Genomic DNA, 24826 nt, shown 5'->3' with positions numbered 1-24826 from the left:
AGGGTTACGGATATTACGGCGCCGGATTCACCAGAATCTGGCCAATCGAGCCGCGGTCGGCGAGCTCCAGCGTCTGGCTCAGGTACTGGAACGGGAAGTGCGGCCAGGAAGGCTGGTTATAATACACCAGCAGTTCTACCTGCCCGTCGATCCATACGGTATCTTTCCAGCCCCGGTCTTCCGGGAACGGCATCGTTCCATTAACGTTACGGATCTGGAACATCACGCCTTCAATATGGAACGACTGCGGGCGGTCGGCGCGCACGGTCCAGCGCTCCCACGTTCCCTGCTGGGCGGTGATATCAATACGCTGCGGATCCCACAGTTGGCCGTTGATGCCGGGGTCGTCGCCGAGCGTAATATCGCGGCTGCGCAGCGGCGTGCCGGAGAGCAGCTCGGTCGGCAGCAGCCGCACCGGCAGGCTATCGGTAACCAGCGGCAGCAGCCCGGTCGGACGCAGCGTCAACACCAGCGTGGAGATCAAAATGCTCGACGGCTCGAAGAAACCGCGGATACGGTCGACGATGCTCGCCGCTTCGCCGCAGGTAATCGACACTTCATCGCCGTTGGTCATATCCACCAGAATTTCTCGCCGCTCGCCGGGGGCCAGCGACAATTGCTTAAGTGAGACCGGCGCCGGCAGAAAGCCCTGATCGCCTGAGATAACGTGCAGCAGACGACCATCGCTCATCTGCAACTGATAGCGGCGCGAGTTAGAAGCGTTCAGCAGACGCAGTCGTACCCAGCCGCGTGAGACTTCGACATAGGGCCCCTGCGCGCCGTTGACCAACAGGGTATCGCCCACGAAACCACCGCTGCCCGGTTCGCTATATTCCGGAGTACCGAAGTTATCCAGCCGCTTATCCTGAATAATCACCGGGAAGTCATCAACGCCATAATGATTAGGAATTGGCAGATTCTTGCTGACTTCATCTTCCACCAGCCACATTCCCGCCAGGCCGTTGTAAACCTGTTTCGCCATCCGGTTCGGGGTATTCGCCTGATACCACAAAGTGGCCGCACTCTGGCGAATCGGCAATACCGGCGCCCAATCCGCATTCGGCGACATCATGCGCGCCGCGCCGCCAATCAGCGGGCCCGGCACCTGCAGGCCGCGAATCGTCATGGCGACATTTTCGGTCAGGCGGTTACTGTAGATAAGTTTGACGTCATCGCCATTCCAGACGCGAATGGTCGGCCCCAGGTAGCGGCCATTGATGCCCCATACCGGCGCGCGCGTGCCCTGGGTAAATGACCAATGAGAACGTTGCAGGGTCAGAAACAGCGGCTGACCGCGACGGGATTCCAGCAGAGGCGGAATGGGGAGCGCCGGCTGCTGGCCGGCGGCATGAGCCTTCAGCGGCGCGGCGCCTGCGCACAGCGCTACACCTGAAGCCTTAATAAACTGACGCCGACTGAGTGACATATTAACTCCATGAAATACTGACAATGCAAAAAGGGAATTCGTTTCCCGCCAGCAATACGCTCGCGTTCGCGGCGTTTCCTGTATTATTTCTTTCCAGCCGCTTCGCGCTCGGCCACTTCTTTATCCAGCTCGGCGATTTTTGCGGACATCAGCTCGCGGCAGTGTGTCGCCAGCGCGCGCACATTATCTTTACCGTACTGGCTGGTATCGACCGGCGGCAGCATCTCGACAATCACCAGACCGTTGTTCCAGCGATTGAGTTTAATTTTGTTCGATGTATTCGACACGCATACTGGAATAATCGGTACGCCAGCGGCGATGGCCGCGTGGAACGCGCCGGTTTTAAAGGGCAGCAGACCGCGGCCGCGGCTGCGGGTCCCTTCCGGGAACATCCAGAACGAAATTTTACGCTTTTTAAACGCATTCACTACTTCGGCGATAGTGCCGTGCGCTTTGGTTCGGTTATTACGGTCAATCAGCAGGTTGCCCGTCAGCCAGTAAAGCTGGCCAAAGAACGGGATCCACAGCAGGCTTTTTTTCCCTACGGTAACCGTCGGCGGCTGCACGATATTTGACGCTGTCACCATATCATAGTTGTTCTGGTGATTAGCGATGTAGATCGCATTGCCGTAGCTTTCCGCATCCGCGGGCTTACGCAGTTCGACTTTCAGGCCGAATACCGGGGACAGACGGCCAAACAGATGACCAAACGTCGCGACGTGCTTAGGGTTGCGCGGGCTGAACAAGCAGTAAAGACTGCCAAATATGCACACCACGATGCAATAAATGACAACAAAAATTAGTCGAAAAATAAATAACATAGCTTCCTCTGAAACCCAAACCGCTTAGCGTTATACCCGTTGAATCACAGGTTCAGGACACCGCTGCCCTCTCAACGCGGGGCGGAAAATTTCCGCCCCTGGAGGACATGTTAATCGCAATGCCTGAATAAACAACGATTTTGCGGCAAATTTTCGCATCCTCCAGCCGGGTGAAGGATGCGGGTCTTACTCTTCGCTGTCGCCAGCCGAGGCGCGGCGCGGGGAGTCGATCTCCACGCGGTCGATTTTCTGCAGGCCGCGCATCAGCGAACCGCGACGGCCGCGCTCGCCGGTGACTTTTTGCAGCTCTTCCGGCCGCAGTTTGATCTTACGCTTGCCGACATGAATGGTCAGCGTGCTCTGCGGCGGCAGGACAAACAGATGCGCCAGCCCATCCTGGCCGGAGGCGGCTTCCGCCGACGGAATGTTGATAATCTTGTTGCCTTTGCCTTTCGACAGCTGCGGCAGATCGCTCACCGGGAACATCAGCATGCGCCCGGCGTTGGTGATCGCCAACAGCATATCGGCATCGTCTTCAATGACCAGCGGCGGCATGACATGCGCGTTCTCCGGCAGCGTAATCAGCGCCTTACCGGCGCGGTTGCGCGCCACCAGGTCGTTGAAGGTACAGACGAAACCGTAGCCGGCATCGGAAGCCATCAGCAGCTTCTGATCGTCTGCCTCCATCAGCATATGTTCTACGCTGGCGCCCGGCGGCAACGTCACTTTACCGGTGACCGGTTCGCCCTGGCCGCGGGCGGAAGGCAGCGTAATCGGGTCGATGGCGTAGCTGCGCCCGGTGGTATCAATGAATACCACCGGCTGGTTGCTCTTGCCTTTCACCGACGCTTTCCAGCTATCGCCGGCTTTGTAGCTCAGCCCCTGCGCATCGATATCGTGACCTTTGGCGCTACGCACCCAGCCCATCTGCGACAGAACGATAGTGACCGGCTCGGACGGCAGCATATCGTGCTCGCTCATCGCCTTCGCTTCTTCGCGTTCGCGCAGCGGCGAACGGCGGTCGTCGCCGAAGGTATCGGCATCGGCCTGCAGCTCTTTCTTCAGCAGGTTATTCATCTTGCGCTCGGAGGCCAGAATCGCCTGCAGCTGATCGCGCTCTTTTTCCAGCTCGCTCTGCTCGCCGCGGATCTTCATCTCTTCCAGTTTGGCGAGATGGCGCAGTTTTAATTCCAGAATCGCTTCCGCCTGGGTTTCGCTGATGCCGAAGCGGGCAATCAGCGCCGGCTTTGGTTCATCTTCGTGGCGGATTATCTCAATCACTTCATCAATGTTGAGGAACGCGACCAGCAAACCTTCGAGGATGTGCAGGCGCTTGAGGACTTTTTCCAGCCGATAGTTCAGGCGGTTACGCACGGTATCACGACGGAAGGTCAACCACTCCGTCAGGATTTCGAGCAGATTCTTCACCGCCGGACGGTTGTCCAGGCCGATCATGTTGAGGTTGATGCGGTAGCTCTTTTCCAGATCGGTGGTGGCGAACAGGTGGTTCATCACCTGCTCCATATCTACGCGGTTGGAACGCGGCACGATCACCAGACGGGTCGGGTTTTCATGATCCGATTCATCACGCAGATCATCAACCATCGGCAGCTTTTTGTTACGCATCTGCGCGGCGATCTGCTCCAGCACGCGCGCGCCGGACACCTGATGCGGCAGCGCGCTAATCACCACCGCGCCGTCTTCTTTCGCCCACACGGCGCGCATCCGTACCGAACCGCGGCCGTTCTGGTAGATTTTGCGAATTTCCGCACGCGGGGTAATGATTTCCGCTTCGGTCGGGTAGTCCGGCCCCTGCACGATATCCAGCAGCTCATCGAGGGTGGTTTTCGGTTTTTCCAGCAGCGTAATCGCCGCCTGCGCCACTTCACGCAGGTTGTGCGGCGGAATATCGGTCGCCATACCAACGGCGATGCCGGTGGTGCCGTTCAGCAGGATGTTCGGCAGACGCGCCGGCAGCATTTTCGGCTCCTGCAGCGTACCGTCAAAGTTCGGTACCCAATCGACGGTGCCCTGACCCAGTTCGCTGAGCAGCAATTCGGCGTATTTTGACAGGCGGGATTCGGTGTAACGCATCGCCGCGAAGGATTTCGGATCGTCCGGCGCCCCCCAGTTCCCCTGGCCGTCTACCAGCGGATAGCGGTAAGAGAACGGTTGCGCCATCAGCACCATCGCTTCATAGCAAGCGCTGTCGCCGTGCGGGTGATATTTACCCAGCACGTCGCCGACGGTGCGGGCGGATTTTTTGAACTTGGCGCTGGCGTTCAGGCCCAGCTCGGACATTGCATAGACAATGCGGCGCTGAACCGGCTTTAAGCCATCGCCAATAAACGGCAATGCCCTGTCCATGATGACGTACATGGAGTAGTTCAGGTAGGCATTTTCCGTGAATTCATGTAGCGCGAGGCGCTCTGCCATATCGCTCATTAATCGTGGATCCTCAATCTGGGACGCGGCCATTGCGGCGGCAAAACTACCCGCGATAATACCCGATCTCACGCCCTGAGTCACAGGAAGTGAGATCGGTTAAAGAGGATGAGGATATCAATCAGGCTAGCGGCAAATAAATATCGGTGCGGAGTTCATGCTCGCCAACTTCATGCACAAAATTGAGGTAGCGGAAGTACACCGGAAAATCCCTTAGCGTCTCCCCGGCGGCGGGTAGCCAGTCGCGATAGAGGAACCAGACGCTTTGCGCCAGCGTGTCCAGCGAACCGTGGTGGCGAGCCACGGCGCAACGGCCTGCCGGGATCTCGCCGTTAATCACGCCAAACGCGTTTTCGCTAATCGGCCGATCGACGGTACCGCAGATATCAAAACGAAACGCGTCGCCTGGCGTTGTTTGCGGATCGTCCCAGGCAATGCCCCAGGTTTCGCTGGTGGCGACTGGCGACAGCCCGCTCGTTTTACGCCATGCGATAAAACGCGCGGCGGTGGCGTTGACCAGGTCCGGGCTCCCGCGATGTTGTAGTATAGCAACCTTTGTAGCTGGAAATTGAATGATGTTTACGTCCATCGAAGTTTGCTCCTGTAGCGTATGTTTCGGTACGCGTCGATGCCACTCGGCCCAATCCGGTCGCTGACGGAACTGAGTCGGGCTTTGATCAAACGCGGTACGGAAGGCGCGACTGAACGACTCCGAATTTTGAAATCCGGCATCAAGGGCAATATCGATGATTTTATCGTGCGGGTTGAAGGCCAGGCGCCAACAGGCGCGCCGCAAGCGTAACCACTGAATATACCGGTACAGCGGAACGCCGGTATACGCGCTAAATTGCCGGTGAAAATGGTAAGGCGAGCTATACGCAATCGCGCTCAGCGCCTCCAGCGTTAGCGGCTCATCAAGATGATTCTCAATGTACAAACAGACTCGCTGAAAACGCCCGACGTACGCCGGGCTGGCCTTAATATCGTTCATCGTCTCCTCCACGCGACATACTCTGCCAGAGCGAGGATAGCGATTCCTGACCAATCTTGCGCACTATCCGGCACGTACCTTATGGCGTGATTTTACGGATCTGCTTCACGTCGATCTCTACCGAGTTCCAGTCTTTATCGACTTCACCCTGAATTTCTACCGTATCCTGTGGGCCGACGGTCACGCCGTTCCAGCGCTTATGGTCGATATCGACGTTCACCACGCCGGAGGCATCCTGGAATTTATACAGATCATCAGAGATGCGCTCGACGATTTTACCGCGCAGGGTCACCCAGGTGTCATCACGCAGCGACTTGGCGTTCGCCACGGTGGTCACCGCGCCGCTCGGCCCGGTGAAGCCGCCGGCCTGCGTAGTAGCGGTAGTAGACGGTCCGGTGAATCCACCCTGCCCGGCGGCCAGTACCGGCATGGAAACCAAAGCAATAATCGCGGTCATCGCAGCAATTTTTTTCATCTTATATTCTCCCTTATGTGTTGGTATGGCTCCTATTACGCCTGACAAAACTTAACGACTTCTTAAGCGGAAAAAAGAAATTTTAATGCTGTACATCCCCTGCTTCAACGCGGTTTACTGCGCAAAGAAACGGGATCGGCGGAGGGAAACATGCGCATATTATTGGTGGAAGATGACAAACTGATCGGTGACGGTATCAAAGCCGGGCTGAGCAAAATGGGCTTCAGCATCGACTGGTTCACCGCAGGCCAGGAGGGCAAAAACGCCCTGTATAGCGCCCCTTACGACGCCGCGATACTTGACCTGACTCTCCCCGGCATTGACGGCCTCGATATTCTGCGCGAATGGCGCGATAAAGGTCGTAATGAACCCGTGCTGATCCTCACCGCCCGCGACGCGCTGAGCCAGCGGGTCGAAGGGCTACAGCTTGGCGCCGATGACTATCTGTGTAAACCCTTCGCCCTGATTGAGGTAGCGGCGCGTCTCGAGGCGCTGATCCGCCGCGCTCACGGCCAGAGCAGCAGCGAGCTACGCCACGGTAAGGTGACCCTCGACCCGAACCGCTTAACCGCCAGCCTCGACGGCGAAAGCCTGGCGCTAAAGCCGAAGGAGTTCGCTCTGCTGGAATTGCTTATGCGCAACGCCGGGCGCGTGTTGCCGCGTAAGCTTATCGAGGAAAAGCTTTATAACTGGGACGACGAGGTCTCCAGTAACGCCGTGGAAGTTCACGTCCACCATCTGCGGCGCAAACTCGGCAGCGGTTTTATCCGTACCGTGCACGGCATCGGCTATACCTTGGGTGACGCATGAAGCGACTCGCCCGTTTAAGCCTGCGCCTGCGCCTGACGCTGCTGTTTGTCCTGCTAACCAGCGCCGCCTGGGGGATCGCCAGCGTTATCGCCTGGCAGCAGACCAGTGAAAAGCTGGATAAGCTGTTTGATACCCAACAACTGCTCTTCGCCCGCCGCCTGAGCGCGATGAATGTCGATGAGCTGCAGACGCGACCGGAGCAGATCCGCGAAAAGAAAAAAGTTAAACACGGCCATCTTGATGATGACGCGCTGGCCTTCGCTATCTTCACCCGCGACGGGAAAATGGTGCTTAACGATGGTGAAAACGGCGAAGACATTCAATGGGGCTCGCAGCGCGAAGGCTTCAGCGATGGCTACCTGCGCGGCGATGACGACCAATGGCGCTTCTTGTGGCTGACCACCGCTGACGGCCGCCATCGTATCGCCGTCGGTCAGGAGTGGGATTATCGCCGGGAAATGGCGATGGATATCGTGACCTCGCAGCTCACGCCGTGGCTGGTCGCGCTACCGCTGATGTTCGTGTTGCTCATCGTACTATTAAGCCGCGAGCTGGCGCCGTTGAAGAAACTGGCTCGCACCCTGCACCAGCGCGCGCCGGACTCGGCGGAACGTCTGTCGGACGACAAAATCCCTTCAGAAGTTCGCCCGCTGGTCGATGCCCTGAACCAACTGTTCAGCCGTACCCACGAAACCATGCTGCGCGAGCGCCGCTTTACCTCTGATGCCGCCCACGAGTTGCGCAGCCCGCTGGCGGCGCTGAAAGTGCAAACCGAAGTTGCCCAGCTTTCAATGGACGATCCTGAAGGTCGGGATAAAGCGTTGGCGCAATTACATCAGGGCATCGACCGCGCTACCCGACTGGTCGATCAATTACTTACGCTGTCGCGGTTGGATTCCCTGGCGCAACTGGATGACGTGCAGCCGGTCGCCATCGACGACCTGCTGCAGTCGGCGGTGATGGAGATGTATCACCACGCGCAGCAGTCCGCCATTGAGCTACGCCTGCATCTGAATGCCAGCAATATCGTCCGTACCGGCCAGCCGCTGCTGCTCAGCCTGCTGGTACGCAATCTGCTGGATAATGCCGTGCGCTATAGCCCGCGCGGTAGCCGGGTGGATATTACGCTTTCCGCCCGCGAGTTCCGGGTTCGCGACAATGGTCCAGGCATTAGTCCGCAAGCCCTGGCGCGCATTGGCGAGCGTTTTTATCGTCCGCCGGGCCAGGACGCCCCCGGCAGCGGATTAGGCTTATCGATCGTTCGCCGCATCGCCTCGCTGCACGGTATGCGGGTTGATTTTGCTAACGCGCGCGGCGGCGGCTTCGAGGCGCGCGTTTACTGGTAGCCGCATTATTGCCAAAAATGCAAAAGACTTTGCACATTTTGCTCATTTTACTGCCCCGCTTCGCGGGGTAAAATTGCCGACAAATTTAATAGATTGAGGGCAAAAAATGAGCAATATCCTGATTATCAACGGGGCGAAAAAATTCGCTCACTCTAATGGCCAATTAAACGACACCCTGACCGAGGTCGCGGATGGTTATCTGCGCGACGTCGGGCATGATGTTAAAATCGTCCGCGCGGAAAGCGAGTACGATGTAAAAGAAGAAGTGCAGAATTTCCTGTGGGCCGATGTGGTTATCTGGCAGATGCCGGGCTGGTGGATGGGCGCGCCGTGGACCGTGAAAAAGTACATGGATGACGTCTTCACCGAAGGCCATGGTTCTCTGTACGCCAGCGATGGCCGTACCCGCTCCGATGACAGCAAAAAATATGGCTCCGGCGGATTGATTCAAGGCAAACAGTACATGCTGTCGCTGACCTGGAATGCGCCGATGGAAGCCTTCACCGATAAAGATCAATTCTTCCACGGCGTCGGCGTTGATGGCGTTTACCTGCCGTTCCACAAAGCCAATCAGTTCCTTGGCATGAGCGCGATGCCGACCTTTATCGCCAACGACGTGATTAAAATGCCTGACGTTCCCCACGTCATCGCAGAATATCGCAAGCATCTGGCCGAGATTTTTGGTTAACTAGATGTCTACACTCGCTGTTATTCAAGTCACTAACCTTGAAGTATGGCGAGTTTACACACAGAAGGAGTTGAGTTAACCATGTTAACAGTGATTGCCGAAATTCGTACTCGTCCGGGCCAACACCACCGTCAGGCGGTACTGGATCAGTTCGCTAAAATTGTCCCAGTGGTACTGCAGGAAGAAGGCTGCCACGGCTACACGCCGCTGGTTGACCACGCCGCTGGCGTGAGTTTCCAGACTTCCGCCCCGGATTCGATCGTCATGGTCGAGCAGTGGGAAAGCGTCGCGCATCTTGAAGCGCATCTGCAAACGCCGCACATGAAGGCTTACGCTGAAGCGGTCAAAGGCGACGTGCTGGAAACCAGCATCCGCATTCTGCAGGCTGGCGTATAAGCCCGGCAGAAGTAAAAAAGGGAGCCTCAGGCTCCCTTTTTCGCATCTGGCGGCTGACGTCGGCTTAGGCTTCGAGATCCGCCATATCGCCTTTTTCCTGCAGCCAGTTGCGACGGTCTTCAGAACGCTTCTTGGCCAACAGCATATCCATCACCGCGGTCGTTTGCTGCTCGTCTTCATCGGTGATGATGAGCTGCACCAGGCGGCGGGTGTTCGGGTCGAGCGTGGTTTCACGTAGCTGCATCGGGTTCATCTCGCCCAGCCCTTTAAAGCGCTGTACGTTCGGCTTACCCTTCTTACGCTTCAACTGCTCCAGCACGCCGGCTTTTTCTTCTTCCGTCAGCGCGTAGTAAACCTCTTTACCCAGGTCGATACGATACAACGGCGGCAGCGCGACGTACACGTGACCCTCTTTCACCAGAGTACGGAAATGCTTCACGAACAGCGCGCACAGCAGGGTCGCGATGTGCAGACCATCCGAGTCGGCATCGGCGAGAATACAGATTTTACCGTAACGCAGCTGGCTTAAATCATCGCTATCCGGGTCGATACCAATCGCCACCGAAATATCGTGCACCTCTTGCGAAGCGAGCACTTCATCGGAAGAGACTTCCCAGGTATTCAGGATCTTGCCTTTCAGCGGCATGATCGCCTGATATTCACGGTCGCGCGCCTGTTTCGCCGAACCGCCCGCAGAATCCCCTTCGACAAGGAACAGTTCGGTGCGGTTCAGGTCCTGCGCGGTGCAGTCCGCCAGCTTACCCGGCAGCGCCGGGCCGCTGGTGAGCTTTTTACGCACCACTTTCTTGGCGGCGCGCAGGCGACGCTGGGCGCTGGAAATGGCCATTTCCGCCAGCAGCTCCGCAGCCTGTACGTTCTGATTCAGCCACAGGCTGAAGGCGTCTTTAACCACCCCGGAGACGAATGCCGCGCACTGACGCGACGACAGACGTTCTTTAGTCTGCCCGGCGAACTGCGGATCCTGCATTTTCACCGACAGTACGTACGCGCAGCGATCCCAGATATCTTCCGCCGACAGCTTCACGCCGCGCGGCAGAATATTGCGGTATTCGCAAAACTCGCGCATCGCGTCGAGCAACCCCTGACGCAGACCGTTAACGTGCGTACCGCCCTGCATGGTCGGGATCAGGTTTACGTAGCTTTCAGTCAGCAGTTCGCCGCCTTCCGGCAGCCACAGCAGCGCCCAATCCACCGCTTCCGTTTCGCCGGAGAAGTTACCGACAAACGGTTTTTCCGGCAGCAGCGGCAGGCCATTGACCGCCTCGCACAGATAATCATTAAGGCCGTCCGCATAGCACCAGCGCTGTTCGCTGTTGTTCACCTGGTCGCGGAAAACAATTTCCACGCCCGGGCACAGCACCGCTTTCGCTTTTAACAGGTGAGTTAGCCGCGAGACGGAGAAACGCGGGCTATCGAAGAAGCTTTCATCTGGCCAGAAATGGACGCTGGTCCCGGTGTTGCGTTTACCGCAGGTGCCGGTGACGCGCAGGTCTTCAACTTTTTCCCCGTTCTCAAAGGCGATGCTGTAGACCTGGCCATCGCGGCGCACGTTGACTTCCACGCGTTTAGACAAGGCGTTGACGACAGAAATCCCCACCCCATGCAGGCCACCGGAGAACTGGTAGTTCTTGTTGGAAAACTTCCCGCCCGCGTGCAGCCGACAAAGGATCAGCTCAACCGCCGGAACCCCTTCTTCCGGGTGGATATCAACCGGCATCCCGCGCCCATCGTCGATAACTTCCAACGATTGATCGGCATGAAGGATGACCTCCACGCGTTTGGCGTGACCAGCCAGTGCTTCATCCACACTGTTATCAATAACTTCCTGACCAAGATGGTTAGGACGGGTTGTGTCGGTGTACATTCCCGGGCGGCGGCGAACCGGCTCAAGCCCGGTGAGTACCTCAATGGCATCAGCGTTATATGAAGATTGCGTCATGGTGTGTATTCGTAGGTCGTTCTGAACCGCTTAGCGCAGGCCCAGAAAATCGATAATCTGGGTGAAATGATCTTCAAAGCCAACAAATGCGTGATTACCGCCCTCCTCGACCGTTTGACGGCAGGAGGCGAAGTAGTCAACAGCCTGGCGGTAATCAAGCACTTCATCGCCCGTTTGCTGCAATAACCAGATAAGGTCAGGCGCTTCCAGCGGGTCGATATGCATGACTTTAAGATCGTAAATATGGCGAGACTCTAGCACATATTGCTGCCCGGTGTACGGATTCTCATTGGGGCCAAGAAAATTGTTCAGCAGTTCAAATGGCCGCACCGCCGGGTTAATCACCACCGCCGGCAGCATAAAACATTGCGACAGCCAGGTAGCGTAGTAGCCGCCCAATGACGACCCCACCACGCCTAACGGCTCGCCGCCGTGCTCCAGCACGATAGCTTCCAGCATCTCTGCCGCCTGCGCCGGGAAAGCAGGCAGTTCCGGCACCACCATGTTAATTTCCGGGTGGTGCTGCGTCAGCCACGTTTTCAGCGCCGTCGCTTTTGCCGAGCGCGGCGAGCTGTTAAATCCGTGCAGATAAAGAAGAGTAGACATCAGTATCCTTCTGAAGCGATATCCGGGTGAAACTCGGCGCCGCTGAGACGACAGACTTCAGTCGTCAACGCGCCATCGGGATGCAGCTCAAGCCAGCGCCAGCCAGGAGAGACGGTATCGAGGGTGAAATTAGCGCAGTGCGGCTTAAACTGTACGCAGGTCGATGGCGTCGCCATCATCCGCCGCCCGTTCCAGTCGAGATCCAGCTCCTGGTGAATATGGCCACACAGCAGGTGCTTAACCCGCGGATAGTTGCTCAGGATGTGATCTAACGCGCCGGCGTTGCGCAGGCTATGCTGATCGAGCCAGCTACAGCCCGCCGGCAGCGGATGATGATGCAGTAACAGCAGCGTGTAGCGCTCAGGTTCCGCATTCAATTGATGCTCAAGCCACTCCAGTTGGAAATCGCTCAGCTCGCCGTGAGGCACGCCAAAGACCTGGCTGTCCAGCAGCAGGATTTGCCAATGGTCGCCCAACAGGACGCGTTTTGCGGGGGAGATGCCGGCATCGTGCAGCGTGCTGTACATCGCCGGTTGGAAATCATGGTTTCCCGGCAGCCAGACGCAGGGTGCGGCAAAGCTCGCGATGCCTTCAGCGAAATGCTGATAGGCCGCGGCAGAGTGGTCTTGCGCCAGATCGCCTGTTGCTACAATCAGGTCGCATTCACGCTGTGAGGCATGTATCGCATCCAATACAGCCTGATAACTTTCCCAGGTATTGATACCCAACAGCGTTTCATGTTTTTCAGCAAACAGGTGAGTATCAGTAATTTGTAATATCCTGACTCTGGCCTCACCAGCCAGAGGTAGGTTTAACAGGCTTTCCAAATGGTGTCCTTAGGTTTCACGACGCTAACAAACCGGAATCGCCATCGCTCCATGTGCTAAACAGTAACGCAGCCAGTCGGCCAGAAACTGATTAATTTGATGCTTTTCGTCGCGTTGATGCAACTTTTTATTAGGATAATCATATCTCGCTTTGAAGCGAAAAATCTGCTGACTTGAACACACTTCAGCCACCATGGCGTCGTGATACAGGCGCACCGTCATTGACGGCAGGCTCCAGTAGCTCACCGCAGGCATAGTCTGTTCTATTGTCACTAATGTAGTGTAGCGGGTCGATTCGACCACCGTTAATCGGTATTGCGCCGCACCCACCTGATAGTTCGCCATATCGCCAACCGCCTCAGTGCGAGGCAACAGGCGGCGCAGCTGGGCGAAATTGGTTTCGCACAGGCGCATCATTTCCGGGAAGTCAGGTGTATAACGCTTCATATTATTTCCACTCGTTTCGTAAGCTATGATAATGCAGCTGCAGCCATTGCAGGGCGATGACAGAAGCTGCGTTGTCGATTTTCCCCTCTTCTACCCACTGGTAAGCCTGTTCCCGGCTCACCACATGCACCCGAATATCCTCGTTTTCTTCGGCCAGGCCGTGAATGCCTTTTGCCGTCGATGCATCAACTTCGCCCACCAGGATCGATAACCGTTCGCTGGTGCCGCCAGGGCTTGCCAGATAGCTTAATATTGGTTTGGTACGCCCAACTTCAAGCCCGGCCTCTTCCAGCGCTTCGCGGCGGGCGACATCCTCTACCGTTTCGCCTTCTTCTATCATCCCGGCGACCATTTCCAGCAGCCACGGGCTCTCGCTGGTATCATAGGCGGCAATGCGGATCTGCTCGACCAGCACAACTTCATCACGTACCGGGTCAAAGGGTAGCAAGACCGCGGCGTGCCCGCGCTCAAAAATTTCGCGGGTAACCTCGCCGCTCATCCCGCCGTTAAACAGGCGATGGCGAAAACGATACAAATCGAGCGAAAAAAAACCGCGATAAAGCGTTTCGCGTGCAATAATTTCTACATCGTTTTTAGAGAAGGTAATTCCCTGCTGATTGGGTTTGCTCATTGTCTGTGTCCTGCTCATCCGAAAGTAGGGATTTATAGGCCGTTTGGCTACCGTTTTACAGCCCGTATGTTAGATTGGTGCAAATTACCGCCCTATGGCACGTAACGCCAACTTTTTACGGCGACAGAGTCGATACAATCAGCGATTATTTTTAGAATTTGAGTAGCGCTAAATGCTTCACAACAAGGAATGCAAATGAAGAAACTTTTTCCCATCCTTATCGGCCTGGGCCTGACTGGCTTCAGCGCCATGAGCCAGGCAGAGAACCTGTTGCAGGTTTATCAGCAGGCGCGTATTAGCAACCCTGATCTGCGTAAATCGGCAGCCGATCGCGATGCTGCATTCGAAAAAATCAACGAAGCGCGAAGCCCATTACTGCCGCAACTCGGTCTGGGCGCGGATTATACCTATACCAGCGGGTTCCGTGATTACAAAGACCGGAACTCCAACGTCACCAGCGGTTCACTGCAGTTAACGCAAACCCTGTTCGATATGTCGAAATGGCGCGCGCTGACCCTGCAGGAAAAAACGGCGGGCATTCAGGATGTCACCTATCAGACTGACCAGCAAACGCTGATTCTAAATACCGCGACGGCTTACTTTAAAGTTCTGGCCGCTATCGATACGCTCTCCTATACCGAAGCCCAGAAACAGGCCATCTACCGCCAGTTGGATCAAACCACCCAGCGCTTTAACGTGGGCCTGGTTGCCATCACCGACGTGCAGAACGCCCGCTCGCAATACGACGCCGTGCTGGCAAATGAAGTCACCGCGCGTAACGACCTCGACAACGCCGTTGAAGAGCTGCGTCAGGTCACCGGCAACTACTATCCGGAGCTGGCGTCGCTGAACGTTAACGGCTTCAAAACCAATAAACCGCAGGCGGTGAACGCGCTGCTGAAGGAAGCGGAAAACCGCAACCTGTCGCTGCTGCAGGCGCGTCTGAATCAGGATTTGGCGCGTGAGCAGATTCGCCAGGCGCAGGATGGTCATTTACCTACTCTTGATTTGAACGCTTCCACCAGTGTCTCTAATAACCGTTACAGCGGTTCCAAAAACATCTCCCCGGACGCTGATATCGGGCAAAACACAGTCGGCCTGAACTTCACCCTGCCGCTGTATCAGGGCGGGATGGTTAACTCACAGGTGAAACAGGCGCAATACAACTTTGTCGGCGCCAGCGAGCAGCTGGAAAGCGCGCACCGCAGCGTGGTGCAGACCGTGCGTTCGTCGTTTAACAACGTGAATGCCTCCATCAGCAGCATCAATGCCTACAAACAGGCGGTGGTCTCTGCGCAGAGCTCCCTGGATGCGATGGAAGCGGGTTATTCGGTGGGTACGCGTACCATCGTTGACGTGTTGGATGCGACCACCACGCTGTACAACGCCAAGCAGCAGCTCTCCAACGCCCGTTATAACTACCTGATCAACGAGCTGAACATTAAGTCTGCTCTTGGTACGCTGAACGAACAGGATCTGATTGCGCTGAACAACACGCTGGGTAAAGCGATTCCGACTTCACCGGACAGCGTCGCGCCGGAAAACCCGCAGCAGGACGCCGCTGCTGACGGTTATGCGAACACCGCCTCCGCACAGCCGGCTGCCGCCCGTACGACGAAGACCAGCGGTTCCAATCCGTTTAGTCACTAATCGTTGAACGTGATTACGCCTCGTCTGGCCTTCGGCTCAGGCGGGGCGTAAAACGTAAGACAACGTAAAGACCCCCGCTTTTCCCCTCTTTCGCTTCATTTTCCACCACTCATACTCTATCCTGAGCGTTGACAAACGCACTACCACTGGGTCCTGGAAGACAAATATGAAACGGACAAAAAATATTAATCATGCGTCGTTCCGCAAAAGCTGGAGCGCTCGCCACCTGACGCCGGTCGCCCTTGCCGTCACCGCCGTCTTTATGCTCGCCGGTTGCGAAAAAACTGACGAGACGGTTTCTCTGTATCAGAACGCCGATGACTGCTCCGCGGCTAACCCAAGCAAAGCCGCAGAGTGCACCACCGCCTACAATAACGCGGTGAAAGAAGCCGCGCGCACCGCGCCGAAATACGCCAGCCGTGAAGACTGTGTCGCCGAGTTCGGCGAAGGCCAATGCCAGCAGGCGCCGGCTCAGGCGGGCGTCGCCCCGGAAAACCAGGCGCAGGCGCAAAGCAGCGGCAGCTTCTGGATGCCGCTGATGGCCGGTTACATGATGGGCCGCCTGATGGGCGGTGGCATGGCCGCGCAGCAGCCGCTGTTTAGTTCGAAAAACCCGGCCAGCCCGGCCTACGGCCAGTACACCGATGCCAGCGGTAAGAGTTACGGCGCGGCGCAACCGGGTCGTACCATGAACGTGCCGAAAACCGCGATGGCGCCGAAGCCGGCCACCACGACGACCGTCACCCGCGGCGGTTTTGGCGAATCCGTTGCTAAGCAATCGACGATGCAGCGTAGTGCCGCGGGCTCCAGCTCCTCTTCACGCTCGATGGGCGGTTAAGCGGCATGGAAAGAATCAGCATTACCGAGCGCCCGGACTGGCGCGAGAAAGCGACCGAGTATGGCTTCAATTTTCACACCATGTACGGCGAGCCGTACTGGAGCGAAGAGGCCTACTACAAGCTGACGCTGGCGCAGGTTGAAAAGCTCGAAGCGGTCACCGCCGAGCTGCATCAAATGTGTCTACAGGTCGTTGAGAAAGTGATCGCCAGCGACGAGCTGATGACCAAATTCCGCATCCCTAAACACACCTGGGGCTTTGTGCGTCAGTCGTGGAAAACCAACCAGCCGTCGCTGTACTCGCGTCTGGATCTGGCCTGGGATGGCGTGGGCGAGCCGAAGCTGCTGGAGAACAACGCGGATACGCCAACCTCGCTATATGAAGCAGCGTTCTTTCAATGGATCTGGCTGGAAGATCAGCTTAACGCCGGTAATCTGCCTGCCGACAGCGATCAGTTCAACAGCCTGCAGGAAAAACTGATTGAACGCTTCGGCGAGCTGCGTGAACAGTTTGGCTTCCAGCTGCTGCATATGGCCTGCTGCCGCGATACCGTTGAAGACCGCGGCACCGTGCAGTATCTGCAGGACTGCGCGGCAGAAGCGGGCGTCGCCACCGAGTTCTTGTATATCGAAGATATCGGTCTTGGCGAGAAAGGCCAGTTTACCGATTTGCAGGATCAGGTCATCGGCAATCTGTTCAAGCTTTATCCGTGGGAATTTATGCTGCGCGAGATGTTCTCCACCAAGCTGGAAGACGCCGGCGTACGCTGGCTGGAGCCAGCGTGGAAGAGCATTATCTCCAATAAAGCGCTGCTGCCGATGCTGTGGGAAATGTTCCCCAACCACCCTAACCTGTTGGCGGCTTACTTCAGCGAAGATAACCATCCGCAGCTTGAGAAGTACGTCATTAAGCCGATTTTCTCCCGCGAAGGCGCTAACGTGTCGATCGTTGAAAATGGCAAAATGGTGGAAGCGGTGGAAGGCCCATACGGGGAAGAAGGCACTATCGTGCAGGAGTTTTATCCGCTGCCGAAATTTGGCGATAGCTATACGCTGATTGGCAGCTGGCTTATTAACGACCAGCCTGCCGGGATCGGCATTCGTGAAGATCGGGCGCTGATCACCCAGGATCTTTCGCGTTTCTATCCGCACATTTTCGTCGAATAACGGCAAACCCCGGCAACCTGAGTGGCCGGGGTTTTTTCATGTGCGATAGCTGCCGTTACGCGGCGCCCACCACCACCGACAGCATACTTAGCGACCCCATCTCCATCCCTTCGACCGGGATCGTTATCGGCTCTTCGCCATCCCACGACCCCAGAATATAGAGCAGCGGCAGGAAGTGCTCAGCCGTTGGGTTAGAGAGCGATCCGCCTTCGTGGCTTAAATAGTTCACCAGCGGATGCGCGTCGACCGGCCCTTTCCAGGTTAAATTCGCTTTCACATAGTCGTTAAACGACTCGGCCCACGGATACGGCGTACTTTCGCCATGCCAGCGTGCGGTGCGCAGGTTATGTACCACGTTGCCGCTCGCCACCAGCATAATGCCTTCATCACGCAGCGACGCCAGCTTACGCCCCATCTCCAGATGCCACGCCGCGGGCTTGGTGCTATCGATACTTAACTGAACCATGGGAATATCGGCATCAGGGTACATTTTGATCAGCACGCCCCACGAACCGTGGTCAAAACCCCACGCCTCTTTATCGAGGGCAACGGGTACCGGCGCCAGCAGATCAACCAGATGCTGCGCCAGCTCCGGCGATCCCGGCGCAGGGTAATGCGTATCGTATAAGGCCTGCGGGAAACCGCCAAAATCATGAATGGTTTTCGGCGCTTCCATCGCCGTCACGCCCGTCCCGCGGGTAAACCAGTGCGCGGAGATAACCACGATAGCCTTTGGACGCGGCAGCGTTTCGCCGAGATGACGCCAGGCGCGGGTATAAATATTATCTTCCAGCACGTTCATCGGGCTACCATGGCCTAAAAACAACGCTGGCATACGGGTACGGGACATGATGGTATCCTTCAGTAGGGAGTATTTGATTCCTTCACATTACGCGCTTTTAGCCGCAGATAAACTCAGATAAGCGTGATGATCATCATCAGAAAATTTGAAGGTGAAAAATCTCTCCCATTTACCCGCAGAGGAAGCATATTAGCTCGCCCCAGAAACAACAAAGCCCACCGTAAAGTGGGCTTGTCATCAAAGCAGCGGCAACTTAGCTGGCTTTGCGATCGTGCTCGCGGCGGTAAGCCACCAGGTCTTCAATGGTGACCACGGCCATGTTGTGCTGCTGAGCGAACTTGATGCACTCCGGCGCGCGCGCCATGGTGCCATCGTCGTTAGTCAGTTCACAGAGAACGCCTGCCGGTTTAAAGCCCGCAAGGGTCACCAGGTCGATGGTCGCTTCAGTGTGGCCGCCGCGGGTCATTACGCCGCCTGGCTGCGCACGCAGCGGGAAGACGTGGCCCGGACGGTTGAGATCGGAAGGTTTCGCGCCATCGGCAATGGCGGCGCGCACGGTCGTGATGCGGTCAGCGGCGGATACGCCGGTGGTTACGCCTTCTGCCGCTTCGATAGTCACGGTAAAGCCGGTGCCGTAGGCGCTGGTGTTGTTCTCCACCATCATCGGCAGGTCAAGCTGTTTGCGGCGGTCTTCGGTCAGGCACAGGCAGACAATGCCGCTGCCGTGACGAATGGTCAGCGCCATTTGCTCAACGGTCATGGTTTCGGCGGCGAAGATCATATCGCCTTCGTTTTCACGGTCTTCATCATCAAGCACCATCACACCGCGGCCTTCGCGCAGTGCGTCTAAAGCGTGTTCCACACGTTCAAAAGCGGTACCAAAAGAAGAAAGGAGCGTCTGATTCATGGTAAAAAAAACCTCATTAAAATTATGGTTACCAGAATCAGGGCAGTCTTAGGAGTGCCGGTTTAGCGGCAAAAGTCAACGCAAGCGGATCGTAATCCGACTGAGCCGTTACTCTCTCCCATCCGGACTTTAACCGTCGGCCCCGGAATTACACCGGATCTGCTGACCTTCCCGTTTTCACAGGAAGCGCTCGCGGGCTTTCAACGCATAGGTTGATTTACCGCCGGTGGGGAATTTCGCCCCGCCCTGAGAATAAGCGAGATAACTATAACGCCATTAACTATCTTCATCAATGGCTACTCACTATACATCTGACATTTGTGGTTTATAGGCGCTCCCGTTCGCACTACAATGAACGCTAACTAGACCAGCGCAGGAATCCGCCATGATTGACCCGAAAAAAATTGAACAAATCGCCCGTCAGGTCCATGAATCGATGCCGAAAGGCCTTCGCGATCTTGGAGATGACGTAGAAAAGAAAATCCGCCAGGTACTGCAATCGCAGTTAACTCGCCTGGATTTGGTCAGCCGCGAAGAGTTCGATGTGCAAACACAGGTTCTGCTGCGCACCCGCGAAAAGCTGGCTTTACTTGAGCAGCGCATTAGCGATCTGGAAAGCCGCTCAGCTGCCCCGAAGAGCGAAGAACAGCAATAAAAAACGGACCTGATGGCCCGTTTGAGATTGATGACAAATCTCATGCAACCTTTGCAGTTACAGATTGCAGCAGATGAAAAACATGGAAAATCAATTTATTGATTTTCGGCTGATAACCACAAAGAAGGAAAAACCACGTTTTTTCCTTCTTTGTCAGCAGTCTGACGGGCCTGATGGCCCGTTTTCATTTGGCTTAGTGCTCTAGCTCGGCCGTGCTATTCACCTGGCGACAATAAAGCTCATAGCGCTGGCAAAACCATTCACGATGTTCCTCATCCATATTGCCGACAATAGCCTGAAGATCAACCGAGTGGCCCTGTGCGTGCATCCTGGCGAAACTACGTGCCAGAAAATCGAAGTTCTTCATAGAATACATATCGTTATGGTTCATCCGCATACTCCTTCAGCCGTTGGCGTTCTGATTGGTCATATGCCTTTTACTCACTTCAGTATTTACGCTTACCTTAACGCACTTTGTACGAAAAATGCGCTTAACCGGGTTATTTATTGCGCTAAATCATTTTCCGCATGATTAAATAAAAACGGCCCGCGAAGGTATCCCCGCAGGCCGTTGTAGACCGCTCCGTTCAGAGCGGTAAAGCGTATTGATTACTTGTCGCTATCTTTCTGAATCTTCTTGATAATATTGGTTGTCGAGCAGCCATCTTCAAAGTTGAGCACCAGCACTTCGCCGCCGTTGGCCCATACCTCTTCGCTGCCGGCAATTTGCTCCGGCTTGTAATCGCCGCCTTTCACCAGCAGATCCGGCAGGATCCCGGCAATCAGCCGCTGCGGAGTATCTTCTTCAAATGACACCACCCAGTCGACAGCTTCCAGCGCTCCCAGCACGATCATCCGCTGTTCCAGCGGGTTAACCGGGCGGGTTTCGCCTTTCAGACGTTTGGTTGAGGCATCGCTGTTGACGGCGACGATCAGTCGATCGCCCAGCTTGCGCGCATTGGCCAGATACGAGACGTGGCCCGCGTGCAGAATGTCAAAGACGCCGTTGGTCATCACCACTTTTTCGCCACGCTTACGCGCCGCGGCAACCGCCTGTTTCAGCTCTTCTTCGCTCATCACGCCAAACCCGGTATCGGCACGCCCGCGCACCGCGTTTTCCAGCTCGATTGGCGAAACGGTGGAAGTCCCCAGCTTGCCAACCACCACACCGGCCGCGGCGTTAGCGAAATAGCAGGCCTCTTCCAGCGTGTTGCCCGCCGCCAGCGTCGCCGCCAGCACGCCGATAACCGTGTCGCCTGCGCCGGTGACGTCATACACTTCCTGCGCCTGGGTCGGCATATGCAGCGGCGGACGACCCGGCTGCAGCAGCGTCATACCCTGCTCGGAGCGCGTTACCAGCAGTGCGGAAAGCTCGAAGTCGGCGATGATTTTCATCCCGCGTTCGACGATTTCTGCTTCATCCTTACACTTTCCGGCGACCGCTTCGAATTCAGACAGGTTCGGCGTCAGCAGCGTCGCCCCGCGGTAGCGTTCAAATTCAGTGCCTTTCGGATCAATCAGCACCGGAACGCCAGCATCACGCGCCAGCTTAATCATGGTCTGCACGCTGGCCAGCGCGCCTTTCGCGTAGTCTGACAGCACCAGCGCGCCGATTGAACCCAGCGCCTGCTGAATACGTTCATGCATCGGCTGTGGATCGACCCCGGAGAAGCCCTCTTCAAAATCGAGGCGGATCAGCTGCTGGTTGCGCGACAGCACGCGCAGTTTGGTGATGGTCGGATGCGTCGGTACCGAAACGAAATCACACTTCACTTTTACGTCAGCCAGCGCTTTGCTAAGCGCGCGTGCGGCATCGTCGATACCGGTCAGGCCGACCAGACGAGAAGTCGCGCCGAGCGAAGCAATGTTCATCGCCACGTTAGCCGCGCCGCCAGGGCGTTCTTCGATATTTTCCACCTTCACCACCGGCACCGGGGCTTCCGGGGAAATACGGCTGGTAGGGCCATACCAGTAGCGGTCCAGCATCACATCGCCTACCACCAACACTCCTGCACGTTCAAACTCTGGCAGCGTTACTTTCATTACTCTCTCCTGCGAGATGCAAACTTTGCGCGCGATAATAGCACACCCGATTTGTTAATTAAGCCATCAACCACTTCTGCCAGCTGGCGCTCACCTGCTGGCGTTCACCGTCAAAGGCATCCGGCGCAACGTGGCCCGGCTGCTCCTGCAGCGCCAGATGGTGCAACGCATCGCGTAGCGTGGTGTAGGCATGGGTAAGCGCTCGCGCTTCTTCCTCATCCATGATGTCGTTCTGCGCCAGCAGTTCCAGAATACGCACATTATCGGACCAGCGCGTCAGCTTCGGCTTTTCATGCGCGTAGCGCAGCACCAGGTACTGGGTGATAAATTCAATATCGGTGATCCCGCCGGCATCGGCTTTGATATCAAAGCGATCGCGCTGCTTATTGCCGAGATGGGCGCGCATCTTTTCCCGCATCTCACGTACTTCGGTTTGCAGCGCCGCGCCTTCACGCGGAGTGGTCAGGATATCGCGGCGGATCGCATCGAAGCGCGCCTGCAGCGCCGGGTCGCCATACACCACCCGGGCGCGAACCAGCGCCTGATGTTCCCAGGTCCAGGCTTCATTGCGCTGATAATCGGCGAAGGCGTCGGCGGTAGTCACCAGCATGCCCGCCGCGCCGGATGGACGTAAGCGAGCGTCCACTTCATACAGGATGCCCGACGAGGTGCGGGTGCTGAAAAGATGCATGATCCGCTGGGCAAGGCGCAGATAGAACTGGCGGCCATCGATTTCTCGCTCGCCGTCGGTCATCACCTCCATCGGACAGTCGTGGAGGAAGACCAGGTCGAGGTCGGAACTATAACCTAGCTCCCAACCGCCGAGTTTACCGTAACCTACTACCGCAAAACCGCGTCCCTGACGGTTGCGCAGATGGGTCGGCTGGCCGTAGCGGGCGACCATCTGTAGCCACGCCTGCTGAACTACCGCATCGATCATCGCCTCGGCAAGCCAGGTTAAGTGATCGCTCACTTTCATCACCGGTAGCGTGCCGGCAATATCGGCGGCGGCGATGTGCAGCAATTGCGCCTGTTTAAACTGACGCAGCGCTTCCAGCTGCTGTTCTTCGTCTTCTTCCGGCACGCGCAGCAAATACTGGCGCAGCTCGTCGCGGTACGCATCGGTCGCCGTCGGTTGATAAAGCGTGTTCGGATCCAGCAGTTCGTCCAGCAGCAGCGGGTGGCGCGCCAGCTGGCTGGCGACCATCGGCGAAGCGGCGCACAGGCTAATCAGGTGTTTTAGCGCGCCGGGGAATTCGCTGAGCAGCTCCAGATAGGTGGTACGGGTGACGATACCGGTCAGCAGCGGGGTGATCCGCGCCAGCGGCAGCGGCGCATCCGCCCGCGAGCAGACCTCGCTGAGCAGATGCGGCATCAGTTGGTCGAGTACCTGCCGCCCGCGCGGGCCGATGGTGCGCCGGTCGAGCTCTTTGCGAAAATCGGCGATCAGCGCCAGCACGCTGCGCCGATCGTTGTCGTCAAGGTGCGCCAGCGCCGGCGTAGTGTCGTCTTCTTCCAGCGCGTCCTGCCACAGTTCGCGCCAGTACTCTTCCAGTTGTTCATCCGGCGATTGCGCCTCGTCGTCGCCGATAAGCTCGTTAAAGACGCGACGCACGCGGCGCATCTGCTCTTCAAGCTGTGCGCTGAGCGTCTGCCAGTCGGCGACGCGCATCCCCCACGCCAGACGCGCGCGGTTAAGCTCATCCTGCGGCAGGGTTTGGGTTTGCTCGTCGTTAATGCTCTGCAGCAGGTTTTCGAGACGGCGCAGGAACAGGTAGGCTTCGCGCAGCTGGGCGGCATCGCCTTCCGGCAACAAATGCAGCTCGTCAATCGCCGCCAGCGTCGGCAACAGCGCGCGCTGCTGCAAGGCCGGTTCGCGACCGCCGCGGATCAGCTGGAAAACCTGAACGATAAATTCAATTTCGCGGATGCCGCCCGCGCCAAGCTTGATGTTGTCTGTCAGGCCGCGGCGGCGCACTTCACGGGCAATCATCCCCTTCATATTACGCAGTGACTGAATAACGCTAAAATCGATGTAGCGGCGGAAGACGAACGGACGCAGCATGGCGCGCAGTTCGTTGGCGTACTCGCCGTCGTTATCGCCCATGATCCGCGCCTTTACCATCGCGTAACGCTCCCAGTCGCGCCCCTGCTCCTGGTAATAATCCTCCAGCGCCGCAAAGCTCAACACCAGCGGGCCGCTGTCGCCAAATGGTCGCAGACGCATATCCACGCGGTAGACGAAACCATCCTGCGTCGGCTGATCGAGTACTTTGATTAATCGCTGGCCCAGACGGGTAAAGAACTGGCCGTTATCCAGCTCGCGGCGTCCGCCCTGGGTGGCGCCGTGTTCCGGCCAGGCAAAAATCAGGTCAATATCGGAAGAGAAGTTAAGCTCGCCGCCGCCCAATTTCCCCATGCCCAGGATCATTAGCGGCTGCGCTTCGCCCTGCGCATTGCACGGCGTCCCCCACTCCCGGCAGCAGGCGGCGTACAGCCAGTCGCGGGCGGCGACGATTAAGGTCTCCGCCAGGGCGCTGAGCTGCTGCAAACTGCTCTCTTCGCTCACCAGCAGCAGCGCCTGCGCCCAGGCGATACGCACCATTATCCGGCGGCGGAACTGGCGTAGCTCGCGCATCAGCGCGGCCTCGTCAGTCACGTTTTGTAGCTGTTCCGCCAGCCAGTCGCCGTAATGGCGCCATTCGTCGGCCTGCGGCGGCGCGCTTTCCAGTTCAGCCAGCCACTGCGGCTGAGCGACCAGACTCTGTTCAACAAACTCGCTGAACGTCATCACCGACTGCGCCTGCGAACTTAACGTTTGCAGGGGAAAATCTGCCGGAAGCCGGTTTACAACCGTCTGCCAGTGCTGCTGTAACTGCGAAGAAAGCGCCATTAT

24 protein-coding genes and 1 riboswitch are annotated in these 24826 nt (G+C 57.1%); of the genes, 9 read left to right on the top strand and 15 right to left on the bottom strand.

All coding sequences use genetic code 11. The features are described 5' to 3' along the window. Nucleotides 1–13 precede the first annotated feature (13 nt). The 5 genes from ftsP to ACSEMK_RS15290 form a co-directional block, all read right to left on the bottom strand. Nucleotides 14–1426 carry a cell division protein FtsP gene (gene ftsP, locus ACSEMK_RS15310; RefSeq protein ID WP_087859816.1) on the bottom strand — a complete coding sequence of 471 codons (1413 nt, stop codon included), beginning with the start codon at nucleotides 1424–1426 and terminating at the stop codon, nucleotides 14–16. Nucleotides 1427–1509: 83 nt separating this feature from the next. Beyond that, complete coding sequence (gene plsC, locus ACSEMK_RS15305) at nucleotides 1510–2247, bottom strand: 1-acylglycerol-3-phosphate O-acyltransferase (RefSeq protein ID WP_087859817.1); 738 nt, start codon at nucleotides 2245–2247, stop codon at nucleotides 1510–1512. A gap of 186 nt (nucleotides 2248–2433) precedes the next feature. Next, complete coding sequence (gene parC, locus ACSEMK_RS15300) at nucleotides 2434–4692, bottom strand: DNA topoisomerase IV subunit A (protein ID WP_113373071.1); 2259 nt, start codon at nucleotides 4690–4692, stop codon at nucleotides 2434–2436. Nucleotides 4693–4813: 121 nt separating this feature from the next. Next, nucleotides 4814–5683, bottom strand: coding sequence for an AraC family transcriptional regulator (locus tag ACSEMK_RS15295; RefSeq protein WP_430915075.1), 870 nt, complete (start codon nucleotides 5681–5683; stop codon nucleotides 4814–4816). Nucleotides 5684–5762: 79 nt separating this feature from the next. Next, entirely contained in the window at nucleotides 5763–6158 is a 396-nt protein-coding gene (locus tag ACSEMK_RS15290) for a YgiW/YdeI family stress tolerance OB fold protein (protein ID WP_047065630.1), read from the bottom strand. Nucleotides 6159–6308: 150 nt separating this feature from the next. On the opposite strand from ACSEMK_RS15290, the gene qseB reads away from it, so the two are divergent. From qseB to ACSEMK_RS15270, 4 genes are all read left to right on the top strand, one after another. Beyond that, complete coding sequence (qseB, locus tag ACSEMK_RS15285; RefSeq protein WP_015369657.1) at nucleotides 6309–6968, top strand: quorum sensing response regulator transcription factor QseB; 660 nt, start codon at nucleotides 6309–6311, stop codon at nucleotides 6966–6968. Continuing rightward, nucleotides 6965–8314, top strand: coding sequence for a quorum sensing histidine kinase QseC (gene qseC / locus ACSEMK_RS15280; protein ID WP_430915074.1), 1350 nt, complete (start codon nucleotides 6965–6967; stop codon nucleotides 8312–8314). The genes qseB and qseC overlap by 4 nt, the downstream gene beginning before the upstream one ends. Nucleotides 8315–8420: 106 nt before the next feature. Next, nucleotides 8421–9002: an NAD(P)H-dependent oxidoreductase gene (locus ACSEMK_RS15275; protein WP_020077910.1), complete on the top strand. Its 582-nt coding sequence runs from the start codon at nucleotides 8421–8423 to the stop codon at nucleotides 9000–9002. A gap of 81 nt (nucleotides 9003–9083) precedes the next feature. Further along, nucleotides 9084–9398, top strand: a complete 315-nt coding sequence (locus ACSEMK_RS15270; protein ID WP_213316620.1) for a putative quinol monooxygenase — start codon at nucleotides 9084–9086, stop codon at nucleotides 9396–9398. A gap of 64 nt (nucleotides 9399–9462) precedes the next feature. Here ACSEMK_RS15270 and parE read toward each other — a convergent pair whose 3' ends face one another. From parE to nudF, 5 genes are read right to left on the bottom strand one after another with little or no spacing between them, the layout of a single operon-like run. Further along, on the bottom strand, nucleotides 9463–11358 hold the full coding sequence (gene parE, locus ACSEMK_RS15265; protein WP_015369653.1) for a DNA topoisomerase IV subunit B: 1896 nt from the start codon (nucleotides 11356–11358) through the stop codon (nucleotides 9463–9465). Nucleotides 11359–11388: 30 nt separating this feature from the next. After that, nucleotides 11389–11964: an esterase YqiA gene (gene yqiA / locus ACSEMK_RS15260; RefSeq protein ID WP_213316621.1), complete on the bottom strand. Its 576-nt coding sequence runs from the start codon at nucleotides 11962–11964 to the stop codon at nucleotides 11389–11391. Further along, nucleotides 11964–12791: a 3',5'-cyclic-AMP phosphodiesterase gene (cpdA, locus tag ACSEMK_RS15255; RefSeq protein ID WP_087859822.1), complete on the bottom strand. Its 828-nt coding sequence runs from the start codon at nucleotides 12789–12791 to the stop codon at nucleotides 11964–11966. Before cpdA ends, yqiA begins: the two co-directional genes overlap by 1 nt. Before the next feature lie 24 nt (nucleotides 12792–12815). Continuing rightward, complete coding sequence (locus ACSEMK_RS15250; RefSeq protein WP_015703512.1) at nucleotides 12816–13238, bottom strand: DUF1249 family protein; 423 nt, start codon at nucleotides 13236–13238, stop codon at nucleotides 12816–12818. Between the two features lies 1 nt (nucleotide 13239). Next, nucleotides 13240–13869, bottom strand: coding sequence for an ADP-ribose diphosphatase (nudF, locus tag ACSEMK_RS15245; protein ID WP_015369649.1), 630 nt, complete (start codon nucleotides 13867–13869; stop codon nucleotides 13240–13242). Nucleotides 13870–14064: 195 nt separating this feature from the next. Between nudF and tolC the strand changes: the two genes are divergently transcribed. The 3 genes from tolC (at nucleotide 14065) to ACSEMK_RS15230 (ending at nucleotide 17523) form a co-directional block, all read left to right on the top strand. Beyond that, entirely contained in the window at nucleotides 14065–15519 is a 1455-nt protein-coding gene (gene tolC / locus ACSEMK_RS15240) for an outer membrane channel protein TolC (protein ID WP_087859823.1), read from the top strand. Between the two features lie 166 nt (nucleotides 15520–15685). Continuing rightward, entirely contained in the window at nucleotides 15686–16357 is a 672-nt protein-coding gene (locus ACSEMK_RS15235; protein WP_015369647.1) for a DUF1190 family protein, read from the top strand. A gap of 5 nt (nucleotides 16358–16362) precedes the next feature. After that, entirely contained in the window at nucleotides 16363–17523 is a 1161-nt protein-coding gene (locus tag ACSEMK_RS15230; protein WP_430915073.1) for a glutathionylspermidine synthase family protein, read from the top strand. Nucleotides 17524–17578: 55 nt separating this feature from the next. On the opposite strand, the gene ygiD is transcribed toward ACSEMK_RS15230, so the two are convergent. Both ygiD and ribB read right to left on the bottom strand, forming a co-directional pair. Then, the gene (ygiD, locus tag ACSEMK_RS15225) at nucleotides 17579–18373 is read right to left on the bottom strand and encodes a 4,5-DOPA dioxygenase extradiol (protein WP_411325536.1); all 795 of its coding nucleotides are present in this window, start codon (nucleotides 18371–18373) and stop codon (nucleotides 17579–17581) included. A 205-nt stretch (nucleotides 18374–18578) separates the two neighbouring features. Then, nucleotides 18579–19232 (bottom strand): 3,4-dihydroxy-2-butanone-4-phosphate synthase, encoded by a 654-nt coding sequence (ribB, locus tag ACSEMK_RS15220; RefSeq protein WP_015703517.1) that lies wholly within the window; start codon nucleotides 19230–19232, stop codon nucleotides 18579–18581. Between the two features lie 106 nt (nucleotides 19233–19338). Beyond that, nucleotides 19339–19490: riboswitch (FMN riboswitch) on the bottom strand. 127 nt (nucleotides 19491–19617) lie between these two features. Here ribB and ubiK point away from each other — a divergent pair. After that, nucleotides 19618–19887 carry a ubiquinone biosynthesis accessory factor UbiK gene (gene ubiK / locus ACSEMK_RS15215; protein WP_015369643.1) on the top strand — a complete coding sequence of 90 codons (270 nt, stop codon included), beginning with the start codon at nucleotides 19618–19620 and terminating at the stop codon, nucleotides 19885–19887. Between the two features lie 193 nt (nucleotides 19888–20080). Here ubiK and glgS read toward each other — a convergent pair whose 3' ends face one another. Then, nucleotides 20081–20278 (bottom strand): cell surface composition regulator GlgS, encoded by a 198-nt coding sequence (gene glgS / locus ACSEMK_RS15210; RefSeq protein ID WP_087859826.1) that lies wholly within the window; start codon nucleotides 20276–20278, stop codon nucleotides 20081–20083. Here glgS and ACSEMK_RS15205 point away from each other — a divergent pair. Beyond that, nucleotides 20270–20419 (top strand): hypothetical protein, encoded by a 150-nt coding sequence (locus ACSEMK_RS15205; RefSeq protein ID WP_335207903.1) that lies wholly within the window; start codon nucleotides 20270–20272, stop codon nucleotides 20417–20419. The genes glgS and ACSEMK_RS15205 overlap by 9 nt on opposite strands. Nucleotides 20420–20496: 77 nt before the next feature. On the opposite strand, the gene hldE is transcribed toward ACSEMK_RS15205, so the two are convergent. Next, entirely contained in the window at nucleotides 20497–21930 is a 1434-nt protein-coding gene (gene hldE / locus ACSEMK_RS15200; RefSeq protein WP_015369639.1) for a bifunctional D-glycero-beta-D-manno-heptose-7-phosphate kinase/D-glycero-beta-D-manno-heptose 1-phosphate adenylyltransferase HldE, read from the bottom strand. A gap of 58 nt (nucleotides 21931–21988) precedes the next feature. Next, entirely contained in the window at nucleotides 21989–24826 is a 2838-nt protein-coding gene (gene glnE, locus ACSEMK_RS15195; RefSeq protein WP_430915093.1) for a bifunctional [glutamate--ammonia ligase]-adenylyl-L-tyrosine phosphorylase/[glutamate--ammonia-ligase] adenylyltransferase, read from the bottom strand.

Origin of the sequence: Klebsiella sp. K-3, from assembly GCF_051207495.1 — a bacterium.
Classification (GTDB): domain Bacteria; phylum Pseudomonadota; class Gammaproteobacteria; order Enterobacterales; family Enterobacteriaceae; genus Klebsiella; species Klebsiella aerogenes.
Note: the sequence above shows the minus strand (reverse complement) of the source record. Positions and strands in the feature narration are given on the sequence as shown.

Coding starts and splice junctions, on each gene's coding strand:
- ftsP (WP_087859816.1), bottom strand. CDS start 1,426: ATGTCACTCAGTCGGCGTCAGTTTATTAAGGCTTCAGGTGTAGCGCTG.
- plsC (WP_087859817.1), bottom strand. CDS start 2,247: ATGTTATTTATTTTTCGACTAATTTTTGTTGTCATTTATTGCATCGTG.
- parC (WP_113373071.1), bottom strand. CDS start 4,692: ATGAGCGATATGGCAGAGCGCCTCGCGCTACATGAATTCACGGAAAAT.
- ACSEMK_RS15295 (WP_430915075.1), bottom strand. CDS start 5,683: ATGAACGATATTAAGGCCAGCCCGGCGTACGTCGGGCGTTTTCAGCGA.
- ACSEMK_RS15290 (WP_047065630.1), bottom strand. CDS start 6,158: ATGAAAAAAATTGCTGCGATGACCGCGATTATTGCTTTGGTTTCCATG.
- qseB (WP_015369657.1), top strand. CDS start 6,309: ATGCGCATATTATTGGTGGAAGATGACAAACTGATCGGTGACGGTATC.
- qseC (WP_430915074.1), top strand. CDS start 6,965: ATGAAGCGACTCGCCCGTTTAAGCCTGCGCCTGCGCCTGACGCTGCTG.
- ACSEMK_RS15275 (WP_020077910.1), top strand. CDS start 8,421: ATGAGCAATATCCTGATTATCAACGGGGCGAAAAAATTCGCTCACTCT.
- ACSEMK_RS15270 (WP_213316620.1), top strand. CDS start 9,084: ATGTTAACAGTGATTGCCGAAATTCGTACTCGTCCGGGCCAACACCAC.
- parE (WP_015369653.1), bottom strand. CDS start 11,358: ATGACGCAATCTTCATATAACGCTGATGCCATTGAGGTACTCACCGGG.
- yqiA (WP_213316621.1), bottom strand. CDS start 11,964: ATGTCTACTCTTCTTTATCTGCACGGATTTAACAGCTCGCCGCGCTCG.
- ACSEMK_RS15250 (WP_015703512.1), bottom strand. CDS start 13,238: ATGAAGCGTTATACACCTGACTTCCCGGAAATGATGCGCCTGTGCGAA.
- nudF (WP_015369649.1), bottom strand. CDS start 13,869: ATGAGCAAACCCAATCAGCAGGGAATTACCTTCTCTAAAAACGATGTA.
- tolC (WP_087859823.1), top strand. CDS start 14,065: ATGAAGAAACTTTTTCCCATCCTTATCGGCCTGGGCCTGACTGGCTTC.
- ACSEMK_RS15235 (WP_015369647.1), top strand. CDS start 15,686: ATGAAACGGACAAAAAATATTAATCATGCGTCGTTCCGCAAAAGCTGG.
- ACSEMK_RS15230 (WP_430915073.1), top strand. CDS start 16,363: ATGGAAAGAATCAGCATTACCGAGCGCCCGGACTGGCGCGAGAAAGCG.
- ygiD (WP_411325536.1), bottom strand. CDS start 18,373: ATGTCCCGTACCCGTATGCCAGCGTTGTTTTTAGGCCATGGTAGCCCG.
- ribB (WP_015703517.1), bottom strand. CDS start 19,232: ATGAATCAGACGCTCCTTTCTTCTTTTGGTACCGCTTTTGAACGTGTG.
- ubiK (WP_015369643.1), top strand. CDS start 19,618: ATGATTGACCCGAAAAAAATTGAACAAATCGCCCGTCAGGTCCATGAA.
- ACSEMK_RS15205 (WP_335207903.1), top strand. CDS start 20,270: ATGGTTCATCCGCATACTCCTTCAGCCGTTGGCGTTCTGATTGGTCAT.
- glgS (WP_087859826.1), bottom strand. CDS start 20,278: ATGAACCATAACGATATGTATTCTATGAAGAACTTCGATTTTCTGGCA.
- hldE (WP_015369639.1), bottom strand. CDS start 21,930: ATGAAAGTAACGCTGCCAGAGTTTGAACGTGCAGGAGTGTTGGTGGTA.